Annotated in this window: 16 protein-coding genes; 12 read left to right on the plus strand and 4 right to left on the minus strand. The window is 55.7% G+C overall.

Going from position 1 to position 18,714, the window contains the following annotated elements:
* The first annotated feature begins 249 nt into the window (after positions 1–249).
* Complete coding sequence (locus tag MRBBS_RS00825; RefSeq protein WP_227497554.1) at positions 250–2,595, plus strand: diguanylate cyclase domain-containing protein; 2,346 nt, start codon at positions 250–252, stop codon at positions 2,593–2,595.
* Positions 2,596–2,611: 16 nt separating this feature from the next.
* Here the strand turns inward: MRBBS_RS00825 and MRBBS_RS00830 are convergent, their stop codons facing one another.
* Complete coding sequence (locus tag MRBBS_RS00830) at positions 2,612–3,376, minus strand: sulfite exporter TauE/SafE family protein (protein WP_014869508.1); 765 nt, start codon at positions 3,374–3,376, stop codon at positions 2,612–2,614.
* Positions 3,367–4,512, minus strand: coding sequence for a hypothetical protein (locus tag MRBBS_RS00835; RefSeq protein WP_014869509.1), 1,146 nt, complete (start codon positions 4,510–4,512; stop codon positions 3,367–3,369). The genes MRBBS_RS00830 and MRBBS_RS00835 overlap by 10 nt, the downstream gene beginning before the upstream one ends.
* Before the next feature lie 233 nt (positions 4,513–4,745).
* On the opposite strand from MRBBS_RS00835, the gene MRBBS_RS00840 reads away from it, so the two are divergent.
* From MRBBS_RS00840 to MRBBS_RS00855, 4 genes are all read left to right on the plus strand, one after another.
* On the plus strand, positions 4,746–5,378 hold the full coding sequence (locus MRBBS_RS00840) for a hypothetical protein (RefSeq protein ID WP_014869510.1): 633 nt from the start codon (positions 4,746–4,748) through the stop codon (positions 5,376–5,378).
* A gap of 158 nt (positions 5,379–5,536) precedes the next feature.
* Positions 5,537–6,544, plus strand: coding sequence for a methionine ABC transporter ATP-binding protein (locus tag MRBBS_RS00845; RefSeq protein WP_014869511.1), 1,008 nt, complete (start codon positions 5,537–5,539; stop codon positions 6,542–6,544).
* Positions 6,544–7,221, plus strand: coding sequence for a methionine ABC transporter permease (locus MRBBS_RS00850; RefSeq protein ID WP_014869512.1), 678 nt, complete (start codon positions 6,544–6,546; stop codon positions 7,219–7,221). Before MRBBS_RS00845 ends, MRBBS_RS00850 begins: the two co-directional genes overlap by 1 nt.
* Before the next feature lie 39 nt (positions 7,222–7,260).
* Positions 7,261–8,043 (plus strand): MetQ/NlpA family ABC transporter substrate-binding protein, encoded by a 783-nt coding sequence (locus MRBBS_RS00855; RefSeq protein WP_014869513.1) that lies wholly within the window; start codon positions 7,261–7,263, stop codon positions 8,041–8,043.
* A 145-nt stretch (positions 8,044–8,188) separates the two neighbouring features.
* Here the strand turns inward: MRBBS_RS00855 and MRBBS_RS00860 are convergent, their stop codons facing one another.
* Positions 8,189–9,535, minus strand: a complete 1,347-nt coding sequence (locus tag MRBBS_RS00860) for an alanine/glycine:cation symporter family protein (RefSeq protein WP_014869514.1) — start codon at positions 9,533–9,535, stop codon at positions 8,189–8,191.
* 160 nt (positions 9,536–9,695) lie between these two features.
* Here MRBBS_RS00860 and MRBBS_RS00865 point away from each other — a divergent pair, with 160 nt between their 5' ends.
* Positions 9,696–10,127, plus strand: coding sequence for a CBS domain-containing protein (locus MRBBS_RS00865; RefSeq protein ID WP_014869515.1), 432 nt, complete (start codon positions 9,696–9,698; stop codon positions 10,125–10,127).
* Positions 10,128–10,166: 39 nt separating this feature from the next.
* Positions 10,167–11,024, plus strand: a complete 858-nt coding sequence (gene fghA, locus MRBBS_RS00870; protein WP_014869516.1) for an S-formylglutathione hydrolase — start codon at positions 10,167–10,169, stop codon at positions 11,022–11,024.
* On the opposite strand, the gene MRBBS_RS00875 is transcribed toward fghA, so the two are convergent.
* Positions 10,985–12,391 (minus strand): MATE family efflux transporter, encoded by a 1,407-nt coding sequence (locus MRBBS_RS00875; RefSeq protein ID WP_014869517.1) that lies wholly within the window; start codon positions 12,389–12,391, stop codon positions 10,985–10,987. The genes fghA and MRBBS_RS00875 overlap by 40 nt on opposite strands.
* A gap of 198 nt (positions 12,392–12,589) precedes the next feature.
* Between MRBBS_RS00875 and MRBBS_RS00880 the strand changes: the two genes are divergently transcribed.
* The 5 genes from MRBBS_RS00880 to msrB all read left to right on the plus strand — a co-directional run bounded on the left by MRBBS_RS00880 (position 12,590) and on the right by msrB (position 18,672).
* Positions 12,590–13,465 (plus strand): carboxylate/amino acid/amine transporter, encoded by an 876-nt coding sequence (locus MRBBS_RS00880; RefSeq protein WP_041635008.1) that lies wholly within the window; start codon positions 12,590–12,592, stop codon positions 13,463–13,465.
* A gap of 116 nt (positions 13,466–13,581) precedes the next feature.
* The gene (locus MRBBS_RS00885) at positions 13,582–14,979 is read left to right on the plus strand and encodes a sodium-dependent transporter (protein WP_014869519.1); all 1,398 of its coding nucleotides are present in this window, start codon (positions 13,582–13,584) and stop codon (positions 14,977–14,979) included.
* A 200-nt stretch (positions 14,980–15,179) separates the two neighbouring features.
* Positions 15,180–15,881, plus strand: coding sequence for a response regulator transcription factor (locus MRBBS_RS00890; RefSeq protein ID WP_014869520.1), 702 nt, complete (start codon positions 15,180–15,182; stop codon positions 15,879–15,881).
* A 2-nt stretch (positions 15,882–15,883) separates the two neighbouring features.
* Positions 15,884–17,368 (plus strand): ATP-binding protein, encoded by a 1,485-nt coding sequence (locus MRBBS_RS00895; RefSeq protein WP_014869521.1) that lies wholly within the window; start codon positions 15,884–15,886, stop codon positions 17,366–17,368.
* A 95-nt stretch (positions 17,369–17,463) separates the two neighbouring features.
* Entirely contained in the window at positions 17,464–18,672 is a 1,209-nt protein-coding gene (msrB, locus tag MRBBS_RS00900) for a peptide-methionine (R)-S-oxide reductase MsrB (RefSeq protein ID WP_014869522.1), read from the plus strand.
* Positions 18,673–18,714: the final 42 nt, after the last annotated feature.

The following is an 18,714-nucleotide window of genomic DNA, read 5'->3' on the forward strand; positions in this document are numbered from 1 at the left end:
TTATTTTTTAGGCTCAAAAAATATTCGGGGCGAAGAGCTGCCCGCGGTCTGGGCCAGTTATTGCGGCCCAAGCAAGTTGTTGCCAGCGTGTAATGAGTGTTGCCGCCCCGCGCGGGCTGCTTTGCGGTTATAAGCATAGTCCATGTATTTTGTGGGTGTACGGGCCTGCTAAACTGAGTGCCACGTATCAACGCGCTGTGATCAGGGAGCCATGAGTGCCGATTATTCAAAAATATGCAAGATATCAACGTGTTGATTAAACGCTGGTTGGGCAGCCTGGTGAACCGGGCGATCGCTATGGTCGTTGTTGTGATTCTAGTGGTTGCGCTGACGGTCATGCTGGTGGGTGGTCTGCTGAGCCAGCGGGAACTGGAGCAGCAGGCAGAAGTACAGGTGGAGTCCATCGCCGCTTTAGTGTCTTACGAACTGGACGATAAATTGTCCATGCGCCTGAATATTGTCAGCCACGTGGCAGAAAACCTGACCATGACCGAACGGGTGTTTCGTGACCGGGCTGGGCTGTTATTGGCGCGCCAAACCGAGTTGCTGCATCTTTTTGATGGCCTGTTTATTCTCGATGCCGAGGGTCTCCTGCAGGCGGAAGCTCCGCGCTTTGGCTTGCCTAAGGGGCTGGATCTCAGCACCCGCGAGTATTTTGACCGCATATCCACGCTGATGACGCCGATCATCAGCGAGCCTTACGCATCTTCTTACGACGGTAAACCTGCGGTTATGATCGGTGCGCCGGTGTTCAATCATGACCAGCGTTTTATAGGTATGATTGGCGGCGTCATGCTGCTTGAGGGCGAACACATTCTGAAGAAATTCGGAAATATCCGCTTTGCGGGAACCGGTTATATCGGCATTGCGACCCGCAGTGGCACAACGTTGGTAAACGGGCGTACCGGGCAGTTTATGGTGCCCCTGCGATCGGAGAACCCAACACTGATAAAGGCCATGGATGGATTCGAGGGAACTGCAAAAACCGATAACGGCGATGGTGATGTAACCATTATGTCGGTGCGGCAACTGGATCAGGCACCTTGGTTTGTAGCTGCGGTTTGGCCTACGAAGGAAGCTTTTGCGCCAATTGACCGCATGGGCAGTGAGCTGGTCTGGACGCTGTTGTTGATTCTATTGGTGCTGGTACCCATTGCCGGTTGGCGTTTTCGCATGCTGATGCGCCCTTTGAAATTGCTGGGCGAACAGGTACAGGATCGCCACCTGGGCTTGCGTTCGCAGCCAGTTGCGATTCCCGGCAGTATCGAAATACAGCGCGTAGCCACTATATTCAACACGTTGATGATCGAGCGTGAGAGCGCCATGCTGTCGCTGGCGGAACGCGAGGCTTTTTATCGTTCGCTGACCGAAAGCGCACCCATTGGCATTGCCCAAACCGACGTACTCGGCCGCATCGAGTTTGCCAACCCTGCGTTGGAGGTCATTCTTGGCCGTCCGGCCGCAGAGCTAATTGACACGCCGATAATGGGTTACCTGCAAAATAGCGACAGGAAGACGTTAATTACCGGCTGGCAGCGTGGTATCTATCAGAGAAAAACGTTTCATGGCCGGGTGCGCCTGGCGGCGTTTGACGGGCAAGATGGTCTGTGGATTGACATGATGTCGGCGGTGATCGAAACCGACGAGCGCACTCTGGGTACGATTACCGTTATGCGGGACATTACTCAAGAGCTGGCAGTGGCCAGCGCCCTGGAGGAGGAACAGCGGAGAGCGCAGAGTATTATTGGTGTGCTGCAAGAGGGCGTGCTGATGGTTGATAACACCGGCGCTGTCCGTTACGCCAATAGCGCCGCGCTGCAACTTTTGGGAATACGTGAAATCATTGAACCGGCCAATTTCTTTGATCTTGTGTCGATCAATGATGAGAATTGCAACTATACCTTAGAGAAATTCCGGGCCAGCCAGAAAATCGATAATCTTTACGCGATTTTGCGCAATCACGCCGGCGGCGAGTTTGATATCGACCTAACCATGCTAAAGGTTCGCCACGGTGAGTACCACGAGCGCTTGGTATTTGTATTGCGCGACGATAGCGCGCGTCGCCAGGAAAACGAACGGCTGTCATGGGAAGCGTCCCACGACCCACTGACCCAGCTTTTTAACCGCCGCGCCTTTGGCCAGGAATTGGACAAAGCGCTGGCAAAGGCCGGCCAGAATAAGGTGGCCACCGTGATGTTGCTGATTGATCTTGATTACTTCAAGCCGGTGAACGACAAAGGGGGACACCTCACCGGTGACAAGCTTCTGCACCGCCTGGCTGATTTGCTACGGCAGACAGTTCGCCAGTCTGACACTGTTGCGCGCCTGGGCGGGGACGAGTTTGGAATACTTCTGCCCTGCTGTGGTGTGGAACGCGCCGAGGCTCTGGCGGAGCGGATTCGCGCAGGGATCGAAGCCCTGGTCGTTGAACACGAAGGCGAAGACTTCAGGGTAACCGCCAGTATTGGCCTTGCCCAGATTAATCCCACTGACACCAGCACAAAAGCCATTATGGCCCGTGCTGACGAGGGCTCATACCTGGCCAAAGGCCGCGGCCGTAATCAGGTGGTTGTGGTTTTGGTGTCAGGCGCCTAAAACCTGCGGATATCATTTACCACCAAGCGCCCGCGGCACCTGCCTGCCAAAGCAGACGCAGAGCCAAGGCTGTCAGTAGCAGATTCAGCACCATGCCAAAGCGCTGATCGCTGAACGCATTCAACAGGCGCAGACCAAGCCATGTGCCGATAAAACCGCAGCCAGTCATCGCCACGATCAACGCCAGCCAGTCACTTAACATAAACCCGGTCAGTCCGAAGATGAGGGCTTTCGGTGCGTGTTGCAGAGCCATGGCGGTTGAAAACGTGGCAATGGTAATAAAGCGGTCGCGGTGAATCTGTTTGATAAACGCTGCGACCAGTGGTCCGCTGGCCCCGACAAACAGGCTGATAATACTGGTAAACGCCGAGGCTATAACAATTCCTGGAGTGCCGATGGCGGCTTTCGGCAGTTTGGGTCCCCAGCACAAAAACAGCACAAACAGTGCAATGGTCAGCTGCCAGATTTGAGCGGGTAGATCCACTAGTAACCACGCACCCAAGCTGGCTCCAAGCACGACGCCGGGAGCAAAAGCGGCAATCACTTTCCAGTCGATATGGCGCCAGGTCAGTGCGGCTCGGCCACAGTTCGAACCCAACTGCACCAGACCGTGCACCGGAATAATGGCGGCCGGGGGCATCCAGCTGGCCATAATAACGATCAGTAACAGGCCGCCGCCGGCACCCAGACCGGCGCTGATCATCGAGCCGAGCACCGAGGCTAGTAGCAGCAGCAGCGCGACACCTGCGGCCAAGCCATCTGGCAGCAGCGTTATTTCCATTGACAGAACTCGGAGTTTTTCAGCTTGGGGCTTTCACACAGGGCCTCCGTGGCCAGCTGTACATCCGCCACGTAATACAGTGACGACAGGCCAAAACGATCCCGCCCCAAGTTGTGGAAAATCATTCCGAACGCGATATCCCCCGCTGAATATTGGGCCTGGTGGCGCGCAAAGTATTCCGCAGGCCGGCTCAGCAGCTCATCTTGCAGTAGGCTTTTCACTCGCCCCGCACCGCCGTGGTAGGCCTGAACCAGCAATAAACTGAACAGTTCATCGCGTTTTTGCGCGGGTAACTCACCGAAGCGGTCGGTAAATGCCGGGCGTAAATTACGCGCGTTCTGATTGCTCAACTGAAGAGCGCAGTCCATCTGTGCCAACCTGTGCCAGTAATTCTTTGGTGAAATACGGCAGTCTGATAGCGCTGCAGGCGACAATTGCATGATGCCGCGGGCGTTGGCCGTTGAATGGGCTCGGGTTTGGGCGCCGCTTTCGATCAGTAATTGCCCGGCCAAATAGCGCGGTAACGCCGGCGGGAGTTCACTTAAACGTTGCTGACTATTGCGCTTTTTATACACGGCCATCAGCGTTTTGTGCAGCGACACTGAATCGCCCTGACCGCCTACCTTGATGTCATCCCATGCGCCCCACAGGCGATCTTCCTCTTTTTGGCCAAGGTAGCGGGCAATAGAGCCGGGAAGATCAACGTGAGGTTGGTCGCAGGCCAGTGCAAATGGATACCCTGTCACATTCGCTGCGCCGGCGGCCCAAGCGCTGCTGCGGCCATCCTTGAACATTTCCTGACGGGAGTTGTTGAGCTGCTGTTGGTTGGCTTCGACGGTGTCAGCGTCTTCACTCCAGCCTAAAAACTGGCCGCGCATATCGTAAAAAATATGGCGGTTCTGGTGGGTGCAGTAGCTCGACTCGTTCAATACCCAGCTGCGAACAGTGAGCACGTTGCGATAGACGCCCTGGCTGGACCAGTAGGGAGCAGCGCGCACCACATCGGTCCAGGCGTCAGCCTTGCCGGGGCTGGCAGCGGAAGTGTTGGAAAGCCATGGCAGCGTTGCCAGAAGGGCCGCCAGTAACAGCCGAGTTATGGAGAAAAAGAAACGTTTCATAAAGGCGGCTTCGTACATTGAGGATTTGAATATTGACCCTTTGGCCGGCCAACGTTGTTACAGGTATGGATGTGGGCTCACAATAGCAAAAGTGATGCCTGTTGAAAGCAGATTCATTGTTTTACCGGGGCTTGTGATTTGCTGTTATCGCCCTCACGTTTATCTTTCCATGTTGTAACAGGCTATGCTGATTGATGGGGAGTGCGGTTCTCCCTGTTTTATTCTGATGGCATCGAGGAGGCTAGAGCATTATGAACCAACCGATGGCAATCGAAGAACTGGTATCGGTCGCCCAGGCGGAAGCCATGGGAGAGTTAGATGCCCCAATGATGGCCATAGTGCTGGCCAGCGAACACAGCTACGATTTACCCATTCAATCTCTGGAAACTGACGCCGACAAAGCCCGTTGGGGGCTCATTCTTCGCGCTGCGAGAGAGCACGTCGAAGCTGATGCGGTAGCGGTGCTTTACCCGGCTTGGACCACCATCCGCAACAAAAAGTCAGGGCCGGCGGCGGACTCTGTTGCGGGCACAGGTCCCAATGGCGAGAACGACATTGAGGCGGGTGAGGAAGATGAGGCGGATGGCCCCATTGACACCCTGTTTGTGCAATTACACACCCGTGACCACATCTACTGGCGCGGTTTCGAGCAAATCCGTGACCCACGGCATCAGCGCATTATTGGTTTCCGTAAAATCAAAGCTTTGTCTACCGATTACCAGCGCGATGAGGCGCCTTTGGTTGCAGCGTGGCTCAGTACCTTGTTCGACCCGCTGCCTAACGAAGGCGAGGAAACCGCGACCGACCGCCAACTTTCAGATTTGCTTGAAGAGCCGGAGGTAAGCGCCGCGCTCTACCCTCGTGAGTTGCGGGCCTTGCACTAAGTGCCGTTGTTTTAGTGGAACGAGCGTTAGCCGGCTTAGGCGCAGAGCCTCAGCCGGTTAATGCGGACTCGGGTTTGATCAGCGAATAGTCTATAATCACGGCCTTCCAAATTTGCACCGACAAGACACTGACGCGCAAGGCGCAACAAGGTTGATCCGTGATCGTATTTGACCAGATAGAGAAATCCTACCGGGTGGCGGGTAAGGCCATACCTGCGCTGCACCCCACCAGTTTTGCTATTGAAACCGGCGAAGTGTTCGGCATTGTTGGCCATTCCGGTGCTGGTAAATCCACCCTGGTGCGGCTCATTAACCTGCTGGAACACCCTACCGGCGGTAGCATCAAGATCGATGGCGAAGACGTTACCCATTATAACGCCGCCCAGTTGCGCGCCTTTCGCCGCAATGTTGGCATGATCTTCCAGCACTTTAATCTGCTGTCATCGAAGACGGTGAACGACAACATCGCTTTTCCCATGAAGCTGGCCGGCATCTACACAAAAACCGAGATTCAGCAGCGGGTTGCGGAATTGTTGGAGCTGGTCAGCCTGTCTGAACACGCCACTAAATTCCCATCCCAGCTCTCCGGCGGTCAAAAACAGCGAGTGGGCATAGCCCGAGCACTGGCCTGCCGGCCCACTATTTTGCTGTGCGACGAAGCCACCAGTGCGCTGGACCCGCAAACGACCCAATCAGTGTTGAAACTGTTGGCCGACATCAACCGCGAGCTGGGTCTGACCATTGTGCTGATTACCCACGAAATGGACGTGGTGCGCCGGGTGTGTGACCGGGTTGCGGTGATGGACGCAGGCCGCGTGGTGGAAATGGGGCCGGTGAGCGATGTGTTTCTGCACCCGCAACACCCCACCACTCGCGACTTTGTCTTCGAAAGTGAAAATGTCGATAGCCTGGAATTGCAGCAGGATTTTAAAAAGGCCAAAGGCCGCATTCTGCGCCTGACCTTCAAAGGCGAGTCTACCTACGACCCGTTATTGGGCAGCGTTGCGCGCAAGTCCGGTGTCGATTTCAGCATCATCTCCGGTCGCATTGACCACATTAAAGACACGCCCTACGGCCAGCTGACTCTAGCGCTGGTCGGTGGCGACCTGGCCGTGGCAATGGCGGCGCTGGAAGCCGCAGATGTGCACGTAGAGGTGATGAACTGATGGAATCCCTGATGCAAGATTTACTAAGCAACGTAGACTGGGCCGAAATCGGCATTGCCAGCTGGGACACCCTAATTATGGTGGCCATGTCGCTGCTGTTCAGCGTGGTGATTGGCCTGCCCATCGGCGTGTTGCTGTTTTTGTTTGGTAAACGTCAGCTGCTGGAACAGCCCTTAGCCTACGCGGTGCTGTCGTTTGTAGTGAACGTATTGCGTTCGGTGCCGTTTATCATTCTGTTGATTGTGATGATTCCGTTCACCGTGATGATGATAGGCACCTCCCTGGGCGTTGCGGGAGCGATACCACCATTGGTCGCCGGCGGTGCACCGTTCTTTGCCCGCCTGGTAGAAACCTCGTTGCGCGAAGTAGACCGCGGCATTATCGAAGCCACCCAAGCTATGGGTGCCAACGTGCGGCAAATCGTCTTCGGCGCCTTGTTGCCGGAAGCGCTCCCGGGCATTATCGCCGGCGTTACCGTCACCGCGATTACCCTGGTGTCCTACGCCGCCATGTCCGGCGTGATCGGCGGTGGCGGCCTGGGCGACCTCGCCATTCGTTTTGGTTATCAACGGTTCCAGACGGATGTGATGGTTATTACGGTGGCATTGCTGGTTATCTTCGTACAGTTGCTGCAAATGCTGGGCGATCGTCTAGTTATACATTTCAGTCGTAAATAGCGGCGAATCAACCTTTAGATTCAACCAAGGAGAACACCGATGACCTTCAAGAAGACCCTGATTGCCCTGGCTGCAGCGGCCACTTTCTCTGCCGCTGTCAGCGCCGAAGAGCTCAGCATTGCTGCGACTCCGGTCCCCCACGCTGAAATTCTGGAATTCGTTAAGCCGATGCTGGCCGAGCAGGGCGTAGAGCTAGACATAAAAGTATTCACCGATTACATCCAGCCCAACGTTCAGGTCGATCAGAAGGCCATGGACGCCAACTTCTTTCAGCACCAGCCGTACCTGGACGAGTTTAACGCCGGTCGTGGCACCACCCTGGTGACGGTTGCCGGTGTTCATGTTGAGCCTTTTGGCGCTTACTCCAGCAAAATTAAATCCCTGGACGAATTGAAAGACGGCGGCGTGGTTGCCATTCCTAACGACCCCACCAACGGCGGCCGTGCCCTTTTGCTGCTGCAAAAAGCCGGACTGATCACCTTGAAGGAAGGCAGCAAAATCACCGCGACACCGCGTGATATTGCCGATAACCCGAAGAATCTGGAATTCAAGGAACTTGAGGCCGCTACCCTGCCGCGCATCCTGAACCAGGTAGACGTTGCGCTGATCAACACCAACTACGCGCTGGAAGCTGGCCTGAACCCGACCAAAGACGCGTTGATTATCGAAGGTTCGGATTCACCTTACGTCAACATTTTGGTGGCACGCCCAGACAACAAAGACAGCGATGCGATGAAGAAGCTGTCAGCCGCGCTGACATCTGAAGACGTGAAAGACTTTATTTACGAGAAATATCAGGGAGCTGTGGTTCCCGTTTTTTAAGAGCACATGCATTCTGATGTGTCATTGATATAAAAAAAGCCGGGCTGCGTCAGCAGCCCGGCTTTTTTGCAATTATAGAAATGCAAACAGCGCTGTTTAATCGCCAGACCAGTTAGAGGTCGGGTCTGGAGTCATATGCAGCTACTTACCGCCGCTCGAAATGCTCTCGCGTCAGGCGGAAAACTACGGGGCTCAGCAGCAACAGCGCAATCAGATTTGGCAGTGCCATCATCGCATTCAGGGTGTCTGCTACCAGCCATACAAACCCCAGATTCAGGGAAGCGCCAACGGGTAGTGCCAGAATCCAGGCAATACGATAGGGTACAACGGCGCGGGCGCCGAACAGGAACTCCATACAGCGCTCACCATAGAACGACCAACCCAAAATAGTGGTAAAAGCGAAAACCGCCAAGGCAATGGCGACCACGTAGTTACCGACGCCTGGCAAGGCAGATTCGAACGCCATAGAGGTCAGTTCGGCGCCGGATACACCAGAGGTCCATACACCAGAAGTGATAATCACCATGCCGGTGATGGTGCAGATTATGATGGTGTCAATGAAGGTGCCTAGCATGGCCACCATGCCCTGATTAACTGGGCTATTGGTTTTTGCTGAAGCGTGGGCGATGGGTGCGGAACCCAGACCAGCCTCGTTGGAGAAAATGCCCCGAGCCACACCAAAGCGTAACGCTGCCCATACCGCGGCGCCGGCAAAACCACCCTCGGCGGCAATCGGACTGAACGCGTGCTTGAACACCAGCGCAAAAGCCGCAGGCAGTTCGGCGGCGTTAATAGCCAGCACAGAAAGGCCCGCCATCAGGTAAAAAATTGCCATCAACGGCACCAGGGCACTGGCGACTTGGCCGATACGCTTGATGCCCCCAATCAGCACCATACCCACCAGTACCATCAACACCAGGCCTGTTACCCAGTGGGGTACGCCAAAGCTCGCTTCTATCACGTCGGCCACCGAGTTGGCCTGTACCGTATTGCCAATACCAAACCCGGCAATGGCGGCAAATATTGCAAACAGTACGCCCAGCCAGGCCCAGTTCTTACCCAGACCATTGCGGATGTAGTACATGGGGCCGCCCATGTAGACTCCACGCCCGTCGGTTTCGCGGAAACGCACGGCCAGCACGGCTTCCGAGTATTTTGTGGCCATGCCCACCAGCGCGGTCAGCCACATCCAGAAGAGCGCGCCTGGGCCACCCAGAAACACCGCGGTTGCCACTCCGGCGATATTGCCGGTGCCTACAGTAGCCGACAGCGCCGTCATCAGCGCCTGGAACGGCGGAATGTCACCCTCTGCGTCGTCGCCGATGGGCTTGCGGCCCTGCCACATCAAGCGGAAACCGGCGCCCAGCTTAAATATGGGCATCAGCTTCAGGCCGAGGCTTAAAAAAAGCCCAACGCCCAAAATCATAATGAGCATGGGCGGGCCCCAAACCAGATTGTTGAGTTGGGACATAAAGGCTTCAATAGCGGGCATTAAGAACTCTCCTGCGAGTGTGCTGTAACTTTTTATTGGGATGGAGGGCATTTTCGTTGGTAGACTATCAACACAAAAAGTTGAATTGCAAGGCAGCGGGCCGTTTGCGTAGGTTGCGTCGGTCTGAGACGAATCTGGGTTCACCACACAGGATTTGATTATGCGTTCAATGAATGTTTCAGACGTAATGTGGAACCACATAGAGCCGGTGCGCGGCGAATGGTTAATCAGCCGCGTGGTTAGTCATTTATCGGAAAATCACGTAACCGGCTTGCCGGTGGTCGACAGTCAGCGCAAATTGATTGGGTTTGTATCTGAGCAAGACTGCATTCACGCGTTGCTGGTAAGCAACTATCACTGCGAAGGCGAACCCGCGGTGCGCGAGGTGATGATCCTCCAACCGGTGACGGTGTCGCCAGACTTGGGCGTTGTCGATCTGGCGCAAAAACTTGGCGCGGGCAAGCCGAAAGTGTACCCGGTTGTGGACAACGGCAAATTGGTGGGCATAGTCACCCGCAGCGCCATTTTAGACCACCTTGTAAAATCAGGCTGTAAGGTGGGCACGCCAAGGTTTGCCAACTCTGATGAATGAGCGTTAGGCTTTTATAAATACTTTGACACAGAGGACACCATGGAACTGCTTTTAACCAATGCCAGCTTTGGCGGCGAGCACCGCCGTTACCGCCACACCGCCGCGACGCTGGAATGCCAGATGGAGTTTTCTATATTCCTGCCGCCGCAGTCGCTGGCAGAGCCGGGCCGTAAGGTGCCCGTGTTGTACTGGCTGTCAGGCCTGACGTGTAATGATGAAAATTTCATGCAAAAAGCCGGTGCACAGAAACTGGCCGCTGAGCTTGGCTTGGCGATTGTGTGCCCGGATACCAGCCCGCGGGGCGTCAATTTGCCGGGGGAAGACGACAGCTACGATTTTGGCAGCGGTGCAGGCTTTTATGTGAATGCCACAGAGCAGCCTTGGGCACCCCACTACCGGATGTACGATTACGTAGTGAAGGAACTGCCCCAACTGGTAGAAAGCGAGTTGCCCGTTAGCGCTGAAAAATCCATCAGCGGCCATTCCATGGGGGGTCACGGAGCGTTGATATGCGCGCTTAAAAACCCGGGGCTTTATCGGTCGGTATCAGCGTTTGCACCCGTTGCCCACCCGGTGGAGTGCCCCTGGGGTCAGAAAGCCTTTGCGGGTTATCTTGGTGGTAACCAAGAGCAGTGGAACCAGTGGGACGCCACCCTGCTTATCGCGGAGGCCCAGGAACGCTTGCCATTACTGATTGACCAAGGCACTGCGGACCACTTTCTGGCAGAGCAGCTTAACCCACAGGCGCTGGTGCGGGCTTGCCACAGCGTTAACCATCCGGTAACCCTGCGGATGCAGTCCGGCTATGACCACAGCTATTTCTTTATTGCATCTTTTATTGACGACCACCTGCACCATCACGCCGAAGCCTTGGGCTTGGCCCAGCCCCAGTTGTAGCCGAACAGGCGCCAGCCCATTAGTATACTGGCGGAGATCAGCCCGCCGGTGAGACCTAGCCAGAAGCCCGCGGCGCCCATTGCTGGCACCAGAACGCTGGTAAACGCCAGCGCATAGCCCAGCGGCATACCCACCACCCAGAATGAAAACAGTATGATGATCATCGGAATGCGTGTGTCTTTATAGCCTCGCAGGCCACTGATGCAGGTAACCTGAATAACATCCGCCACCTGAAAGAACGCGGCGTACATCAACAGGGTAACGCTGACCGCCTGAACTTCGGGATCGCTTGAATAAAGCGCGGCAATGGGCGCGCGGAATACAAACAGCACAATCGCAAACAGCAGCGAAATAAAGGCGGCCAAGATAAGCGAACTGCGTGACAGCAGGCGCGCAGACTCGGGTGAGCCCGCGCCTACCAGAAAACTCACTCGCAAGGTGATGGCCATGCCCATGCTCAGCGGCAGCATAAACAACAAAGACACCACGTTTAACGCAATCTGGTGCCCGGCCACCACCACTGGCCCTAACGGTGCCAGAAACAGTGCGATCACTGAAAACAGGCTGGCTTCAACAAAGATAGTAAAACCAATGGGCAAACCCAGCCTCAGCACGAAGTGCAGCACCCGCGGATTGGGGCGGGCGACATAGGCCAGCAGACGGAAGTTCTGATAGACCCGGCTGCGATTCAGGTAAATCAGCAGCCCGATCGCCGCGATACCGTTAGACAGTGACGTGGCCCAACCGCAGCCGACACCCCCCATAGCGGGAATACCCAAACCGCCATAGATAAACAGATAATTCAGTGGCAGGTTGAACAGGGTGCTGATCAGTGAAAACACCATAATCACCCGAGTATGGCCCAAGCCATCCGTCAGCCCGCGCAGAGAGGTCATTAACAGCAGCGCGGGAATACCCCAGGCGAAGGCGTCCAGGTAGCCTTGGGCAATGCCGGCGGTGGCGGGTTCCAGTTTCAGCCGGGTCAGCACCGGGTGCACATTTGTGAGCAAAACAATCATGATCACCGACGCAGCGGCGGCAATATAAAGCCCTTGCCAGACCGTTGGCATAATTCGCCGAAGTTTGTTGGCGCCTTTATAGCCGGAAATGATCGGCTGCTGGGCGCTTAGAACGCCCCAAAAAAACAGGAACAATGGCATCCACAAGCTGGAACCGATACCCACGGCGGCCAGATCCTGGGCGCTGGCGTGGCCGGCCATGACGGTGTCAATCACGCCGTTTGCCATCTGTGCAACCTGCGCGACCAGAATCGGCCCGCCAAGTACCGCCAAGGTTTTCCATTCCAGCAGTACCCGCGTAGCGAGAGGCTGGCGGACAGCGGGCAGTGGCTGGTGCAGTTCATCCATAACAGTTGTCCGAAATACGGTCGAATTCGGTGGCGGCTCTGAATGACCAGTCAGGGGCCGTCTATCGGGGAGCGGATGTTACCGGATCTGGGTGCTCAGGGGCATTGCGCATTATCCGCATAGGTTTTTTTTGCCTCCTGTAATCGATCGCAAAAGTGGGTAACATGCTTGTCCATCATTTTTGCAGGCGTAACGGGCATGGGCTTTCTGGTATTTGTTACTGTTCTCTGGGCATTTTCGTTCAGTTTGATCGGCGAGTTTCTGGCGGGCAGGGTAGACAGCTACTTCGCAGTTCTTACCCGGGTGTTTCTGGCGGCACTGGTATTTTTACCGCTTACCCGCTGGCGCGGTGTGCCCGCTGGGCTGAAAAAAGGCATTCTGGTCAGCGGTATGCTGCAGTTCGGCATTACCTACGTGTGCCTGTATCAAGCTTTTAGCTATCTGTCGGTACCAGAGGTGCTGTTGTTTACCATCTTCACTCCTCTGTATGTGACCCTGGCGGACGACGCCCTGAACCGACGCTTTTCCCCGGCGGGGCTGGTGGCGGCCGCACTGGCTACCTTGGGCGCTGGCGTTATTCGTTATGATGGCCTGAGTGAAGACTTTATCACCGGCTTTTTATTGCTGCAGGTGGCCAATATCACCTTTGCCGCGGGCCAAGTGGGTTACAAACACGTAATGGCACGCTACCCTTTGCCCATCCCACCCTGGCGCACCTTTGGTTATTTTTTCTTTGGCGCTTTAATTGTGGCGCTGCCATCGTTTCTGATTTTTGGCAACGCGGACAAGCTGCCCGCCACGCCCACGCAGTGGGGCATTCTGGTCTGGCTCGGGCTGGCGGCATCGGGCCTGGGTCTGTTTCTGTGGAACCGTGGCGCCTGCTACGTCGACGCCGGCACTCTGGCGGTGATGAATAATGCTCTGGTGCCTGCTGGTTTACTAGTGAATCTGCTGATTTGGAACCGCGATGCGGATATTCTTCGCCTGGCTGTAGGCGGCGCTATCATTCTGGCGTCTTTGTGGCTGAACTCGTGGCTACGGGCTCGCTGGAGCGGGGCTAGAGGCATAATTTGAGTGATTGGTTGGCATCAGCTGGCCAGTGCTGGCAAAATCCCGTCCCAAGAGCCCTGGCCTGACCCAGGGCGATCCTTTTTAAGCGCATTCCTTAGCCCAAAGCACAGGACAAGAACATGACTCAGTCGAAAACGACCTCGGGCAGTAACGCAGGTTTGTCCCGTGGTCTCTGGTCTTCCCGCTTCGCCTTTATTCTGGCAGCAACCGGTTCTGCCGTTGGCCTTGGCAACATTTGGAAATTCCCTTATGTAACCGGAGAGAACGGCGGCGGTGCCTTTGTACTGGTGTACTTATTGTGTATCGCTGTTATTGGTGTGCCCATCATGATGGCGGAGGTGTTCATTGGCCGCAACGGCCGTCACAATCCCATAACCAGCATGCGCCTGGTCGCTGAGCGCAATCTGAAATCGCCAGTCTGGCGCATTTCAGCGGTGATCGGCATGATCGCGGCTTTTGCCATTCTGTCGTTCTATTCGGTGATAGGTGGCTGGGCGGCGTCTTATGTTGGCCATGCGGCCATGGGCGACTTCACCGGCGGCACGGCGGAATCCATTGGTGATCTGTTCGGCGGCCTGTTGGCCAGCCCTGTGCAGTTGCTGGCTTGGCACACTGTGTTTATGGCGTTGGTGATACTGGTGGTGTCGCAGGGCTTAAAGGGTGGCCTGGAGCGCGCCGTGACCATTTTGATGCCGGCACTGTTTCTGCTGTTGCTGGTTGCGGTGGGTTATGCGACGACGACCGGCCATTTCGGCGAAGCCGTCAGTTTTCTGTTTACGCCAGACTTTTCCAAGCTGACCATTGAAGGCGTGCTGATTGCTTTGGGCCACGCGTTCTTTACCCTCAGTCTTGGTATGGCCATTATGATGGCCTACGGTTCCTACCTCGGTAACGATGTTCCAGTGGGCCGCACGATGGTTTTCGTAGCGCTGATGGACACCGCGGTCGCCCTGCTGGCGGGACTTGCCATCTTTCCGGTGGTCTTTGCTAACGGCTTGGAACCCAGCGCCGGCCCCGGACTGATTTTCCAGACTTTGCCGCTGGCGTTCGGCAATATGCCGATGGGCGGCCTGTTTGGCACACTGTTTTTTGTGTTGCTGCTGTTTGCTGCCTGGACCTCAGGTATCTCGCTGCTGGAGCCGGTGGTGGAATGGGCGGAAGAAAATACCAATATGAGCCGCACTGGCAGTGCCATTTTGGTGGGCATGCTGTGCTGGCTGTTGGGTATTGCCTCGATTCTGTCGCTGAACGTATGGTCAGATGTGACCCCGTTGGGTATGTTCGCAGCGTTTGAAGGCAAAACCATTTTCGACTTGCTTGATTACTTCACCGCCAACTTCCTGCTGCCGCTGTCTGGTTTGTTAACCGCCATCTTTGTAGGCTGGTTTGTGGCGAAAGAGTCGCTGAAAGCAGACTTGAATTTGCACGGAGCCACGTTTGAGTTGTGGCTGAATCTGCTGCGTTATGTAACGCCCGTCGCGGTTGTCATTGTGTTTGTTTATAACCTGTTAGGGTAAATAGCGGAAAAGTGAAAAGCCCGGAAGGCAGCGATGCTTTGCGGGCTTTTTTATGCGCCGGAATTAGTCTTCTTGGAAACCGCCAAACATTAGCTTTCTATTGGTGGCCTACCTGCGTGACGAGTTTGTGACGTTTTCGGGTTAGACTGAAAAATCGCCACTCCTTAGTCTTGCAGCCCAGACAAACGAGCCATAGCACCATGACACGCAGCGTACTGATTATTGAAGACAACCCTGCCATCGCCGAATTGGTGAGTATGCAGGTGAGTGACCTGGGCATGACGCCGGTGCTGGCCAATCGTGGCGACGACGGCCTGGCGCGTTTTCGCCAGGGCGGTATCGATCTGGTGGTTCTGGACCTGATGCTGCCGGGCCTTGATGGCCTGGCGGTGTGCCGTGAAATCCGCACCGCGTCAGATTACGTGCCTGTGCTGATGCTGACCGCTAAAAGCACCGAGTTGGACAGGGTGTTGGGGCTGGAAATGGGCGCCGACGATTACCTGACCAAGCCTTTCAGCGTGGCCGAGCTGGGGGCCCGCATAAAAGCCTTGTTTCGCCGAGTGGACGCCTTGTCAGCCCGCGCCACAGCTGCCTCAGAGAACCGTGAAATTGCAGTAGACGGCCTGCGCATAGATCCGCTGCGGCGGCGAGTGTTTGTCAACAATGCAGAGGTAGAGCTGACCGCCCGTGAGTTTGATTTGTTGTGGCATTTCGCCAGCCATCGCGGCCGGGTGTTCAGCCGCGCTCAGCTATTGGATGCTGTGTGGGGCTACAATCATCAGGGTTACGAGCATACGGTGAATACCCACATTAACCGTTTGCGTAACAAAATCGAAACCGATCCCGCCGAACCGCGCTACGTGCAAACGGTGTGGGGTGTTGGTTACAGATTCCAGGACTGACTATGGCTCTACCTCTGTTGCGAACACTCTATGCCCGTCTGGCCCTGGGTCTGTTTCTGCTGCTGCTGGTGATTGGCACCTTGTTCAGCGCCCTGAGTTTTTACTCAGTTCGTGAATACAGTGCCGCGGTAAACCACCAGCTCAACCGTGATTTGGCCAGTCGTTTAGTCGCTGACCGTAATCTGGTGACCGGTGACCGAATTGACTATCGCGAGCTGGAGCGCCTGTTTGATTTGTACATGAGCATCAATCCCAGCATTGAAATCTACCTGCTGGATTTGCAGGGCCGGATTGTTTCGTTTTCTGCCAATCCCGACAAGATCAAACGTAATCAGGTGTCCTTGCAGCCGATTCAGACATTGCTGACCAACCCTGACATGTACCCATTGCCCGGCGATGACCCCCGCAGCCACGATCGCCGCAAAGTGTTCTCGGTGACGCCAGTGCCCAGTGCCGACAACCCCAGCGGTTATCTCTATGTGGTGCTGCGGGGCCAGCAGTACGATTTTGCCGAAAGCATGGTGCACGGCAACCGCTTGCTAAAAATGGCTGCGGGCGCCCTGACCTTGAGCCTGGCGGTTGGCCTGCTGGCAGGGCTGGTGTTTTTCCGCCTGCTGACCCGGCGGTTGACCCGGCTGACTGCCCGGGTAGAAGGCTTTGAAGCAAAAACAGATAGGGATTCAGAACCGCAGCCGCCGCAGGTGCCCGGCGAGCGGGGTGACGATCTGGACTACCTGAGCTTGCGCTTTGACGCCATGGCACAGCGTATTGCCGGTCAGCTTGAGCTGTTGAAAGATAAAGACCATCAGCGCCGCCAGCTTGTAGCCCAGGTATCACACGATTTGCGCACGCCTTTGGCCGCTGTGCAGGGCTATCTTGAAACCCTAAGCCTCAAGCAAGACTCCTTGGACTTGGATCAGCGCCGCCGTTTCCTGGCGATTGCCCTGGGGGAAACCCGCCGCCTTGGCCAGTTGGTTGACGAGCTGTTCGAGCTAGCCGCCCTGGACGCTCGCGAAAAACAGCCCAATCTGGAGCGCTTTATCGTCGCCGAACTGGTGCACGATGTGCTGCAAAAGCATACGCCTGGTGCCGTGCAAAACGACGTCAGCCTGAGCATAGGCGCGATCGAGCCAGCCATTGTGAACGCTGATATCGCGATGACCGAACGGGTGCTGGATAACCTGATCAGCAACGCTATTAGCCACTCACCGGCGGGCACTAAAGTGCGGGTGAGCGTAGCGGCAGACGCAAACGGTGTGAGTATTCACGTGGCCGACTCTGGCCCGGGAATTAATAAACAGGCCCTGGCACACATTTTTACTCCGTTCTATCAGGCCCCCGGTGCTAACCGCAGCGGCCACGCCGGGCTTGGGCTAGCCATAGCCCGGCGCATGGCAGAACTGCATCAGGGCCGCATTACGGTGAAAAATCGCTCTGCTGGCGGCGCAGAATTTTTATTCTGGTTGCCTTTGGCCGACGAAAAATAATCCATGCCGTTATAAATTCGTAACAATATAGGAACGTTTTGGTGATGCCTCAGGGTTAGGATAATCATCGAACACCACTTTCTAGGAGCTTTTTTATGAATCGCAAATTACAAGCTGTGCTTGTTGCGGTGGTCATAGCGGCCAGCGGCGCGTTTTACGCAGCCTTTGCCTCCGCTCAAAAGAACACCGTCTTAGGCAACCCCTATGCGCCCACCGACTCGAACCTGGCCGTGGCGACTGTGGCCGGTGGCTGTTTCTGGTGCGTGGAAGCGGGTTACGAGAAAATCCCTGGCGTAGTAGAGGCCGTCTCTGGCTACACTGGTGGTGAAACCACAAACCCGACTTATCGCTCGGTGTCTTCTGGCGGTACCGGTCATACCGAAGCCGTGCAGGTGTATTACGACCCGCAGCAGATTACCTATGAAGGGCTGTTGCAGGGCTTGTGGCGGATGATGGACCCAACCGACGATCAGGGCCAGTTTGTAGACCGTGGTACCCATTATCGCCCGGCCATTTTCTACCACAACCAGGAAGAAAAGCAGAAAGCTGAAGCAGCCAAAAAAGCCTTGCAGGAATCCGGCGTGTACGACAAACCGGTGGTGATCGAGATAGTTCCGGCGGGCGCTTTTTACCCGGCGGAAGACTATCACCAGGATTACTACAAAAAGAATCCAGTGCGCTATAACCTCTACACCTTCAATTCTGGCCGCTACCAGTTTATTGAAAGCGTGTATGGCAAAGACTACGAGCTGGACTTTAGCCAGTTCAAACCGGCTGTCAGTAGCAATAGCAGCAACGCGGGCGTAGAGCCGAGCGCGGAACAAGCACCTGGCTCGAGCGCAGGGTTCAACCCTGCTGCCTTTGTAAAGCCGCAGCAGGACGAGCTGAAAAAGTTGCTTAGCAGCGTTCAGTACAACGTGACTCAGGAAGACGGCACCGAGCGCCCGTTTAACAACGCCTACTGGGATAACAAAGAGTCCGGGCTTTATGTAGACGTGGTATCTGGCGAGCCGCTGTTTTCTTCCCGTGACCAGTACAAGTCTGGTACCGGCTGGCCCAGCTTTACCCGCCCGCTGGCCCCGGACATGGTGAAGGAGCATGAAGATCGCGCTTTCTTTATGACTCGCGTTGAAATCCGCAGCCGTTATGCAGATTCCCACTTAGGGCACGTGTTTGATGACGGCCCGGCGCCCACCGGTAAGCGTTACTGCATGAACTCAGCGTCTATGCGTTTTATTCCGCTGGCGCTGATGGCCGACGCTGGCTACGGCAATTTTATGGACGCGGTAGAACCCGTTAACTGAGGCTTTCAGCCTGACGTCACAGTCAAGCCTGACCTTTTAAAA

This window comes from Marinobacter sp. BSs20148 (genome assembly GCF_000283275.1).
GTDB classification, from domain to species: domain Bacteria; phylum Pseudomonadota; class Gammaproteobacteria; order Pseudomonadales; family Oleiphilaceae; genus Marinobacter; species Marinobacter psychrophilus.

Excerpts from the sequence above, each read along its gene's own strand:
- MRBBS_RS00885 (WP_014869519.1), top strand. The coding sequence starts at position 13,582 with ATGACTCAGTCGAAAACGACCTCGGGCAGTAACGCAGGTTTGTCCCGT.
- MRBBS_RS00850 (WP_014869512.1), top strand. The coding sequence starts at position 6,544 with ATGGAATCCCTGATGCAAGATTTACTAAGCAACGTAGACTGGGCCGAA.
- MRBBS_RS00860 (WP_014869514.1), bottom strand. The coding sequence starts at position 9,535 with ATGCCCGCTATTGAAGCCTTTATGTCCCAACTCAACAATCTGGTTTGG.
- msrB (WP_014869522.1), top strand. The coding sequence starts at position 17,464 with ATGAATCGCAAATTACAAGCTGTGCTTGTTGCGGTGGTCATAGCGGCC.
- MRBBS_RS00890 (WP_014869520.1), top strand. The coding sequence starts at position 15,180 with ATGACACGCAGCGTACTGATTATTGAAGACAACCCTGCCATCGCCGAA.
- MRBBS_RS00880 (WP_041635008.1), top strand. The coding sequence starts at position 12,590 with ATGGGCTTTCTGGTATTTGTTACTGTTCTCTGGGCATTTTCGTTCAGT.
- MRBBS_RS00840 (WP_014869510.1), top strand. The coding sequence starts at position 4,746 with ATGAACCAACCGATGGCAATCGAAGAACTGGTATCGGTCGCCCAGGCG.
- MRBBS_RS00835 (WP_014869509.1), bottom strand. The coding sequence starts at position 4,512 with ATGTACGAAGCCGCCTTTATGAAACGTTTCTTTTTCTCCATAACTCGG.
- MRBBS_RS00865 (WP_014869515.1), top strand. The coding sequence starts at position 9,696 with ATGCGTTCAATGAATGTTTCAGACGTAATGTGGAACCACATAGAGCCG.
- MRBBS_RS00875 (WP_014869517.1), bottom strand. The coding sequence starts at position 12,391 with ATGGATGAACTGCACCAGCCACTGCCCGCTGTCCGCCAGCCTCTCGCT.
- MRBBS_RS00830 (WP_014869508.1), bottom strand. The coding sequence starts at position 3,376 with ATGGAAATAACGCTGCTGCCAGATGGCTTGGCCGCAGGTGTCGCGCTG.
- MRBBS_RS00855 (WP_014869513.1), top strand. The coding sequence starts at position 7,261 with ATGACCTTCAAGAAGACCCTGATTGCCCTGGCTGCAGCGGCCACTTTC.
- MRBBS_RS00895 (WP_014869521.1), top strand. The coding sequence starts at position 15,884 with ATGGCTCTACCTCTGTTGCGAACACTCTATGCCCGTCTGGCCCTGGGT.
- fghA (WP_014869516.1), top strand. The coding sequence starts at position 10,167 with ATGGAACTGCTTTTAACCAATGCCAGCTTTGGCGGCGAGCACCGCCGT.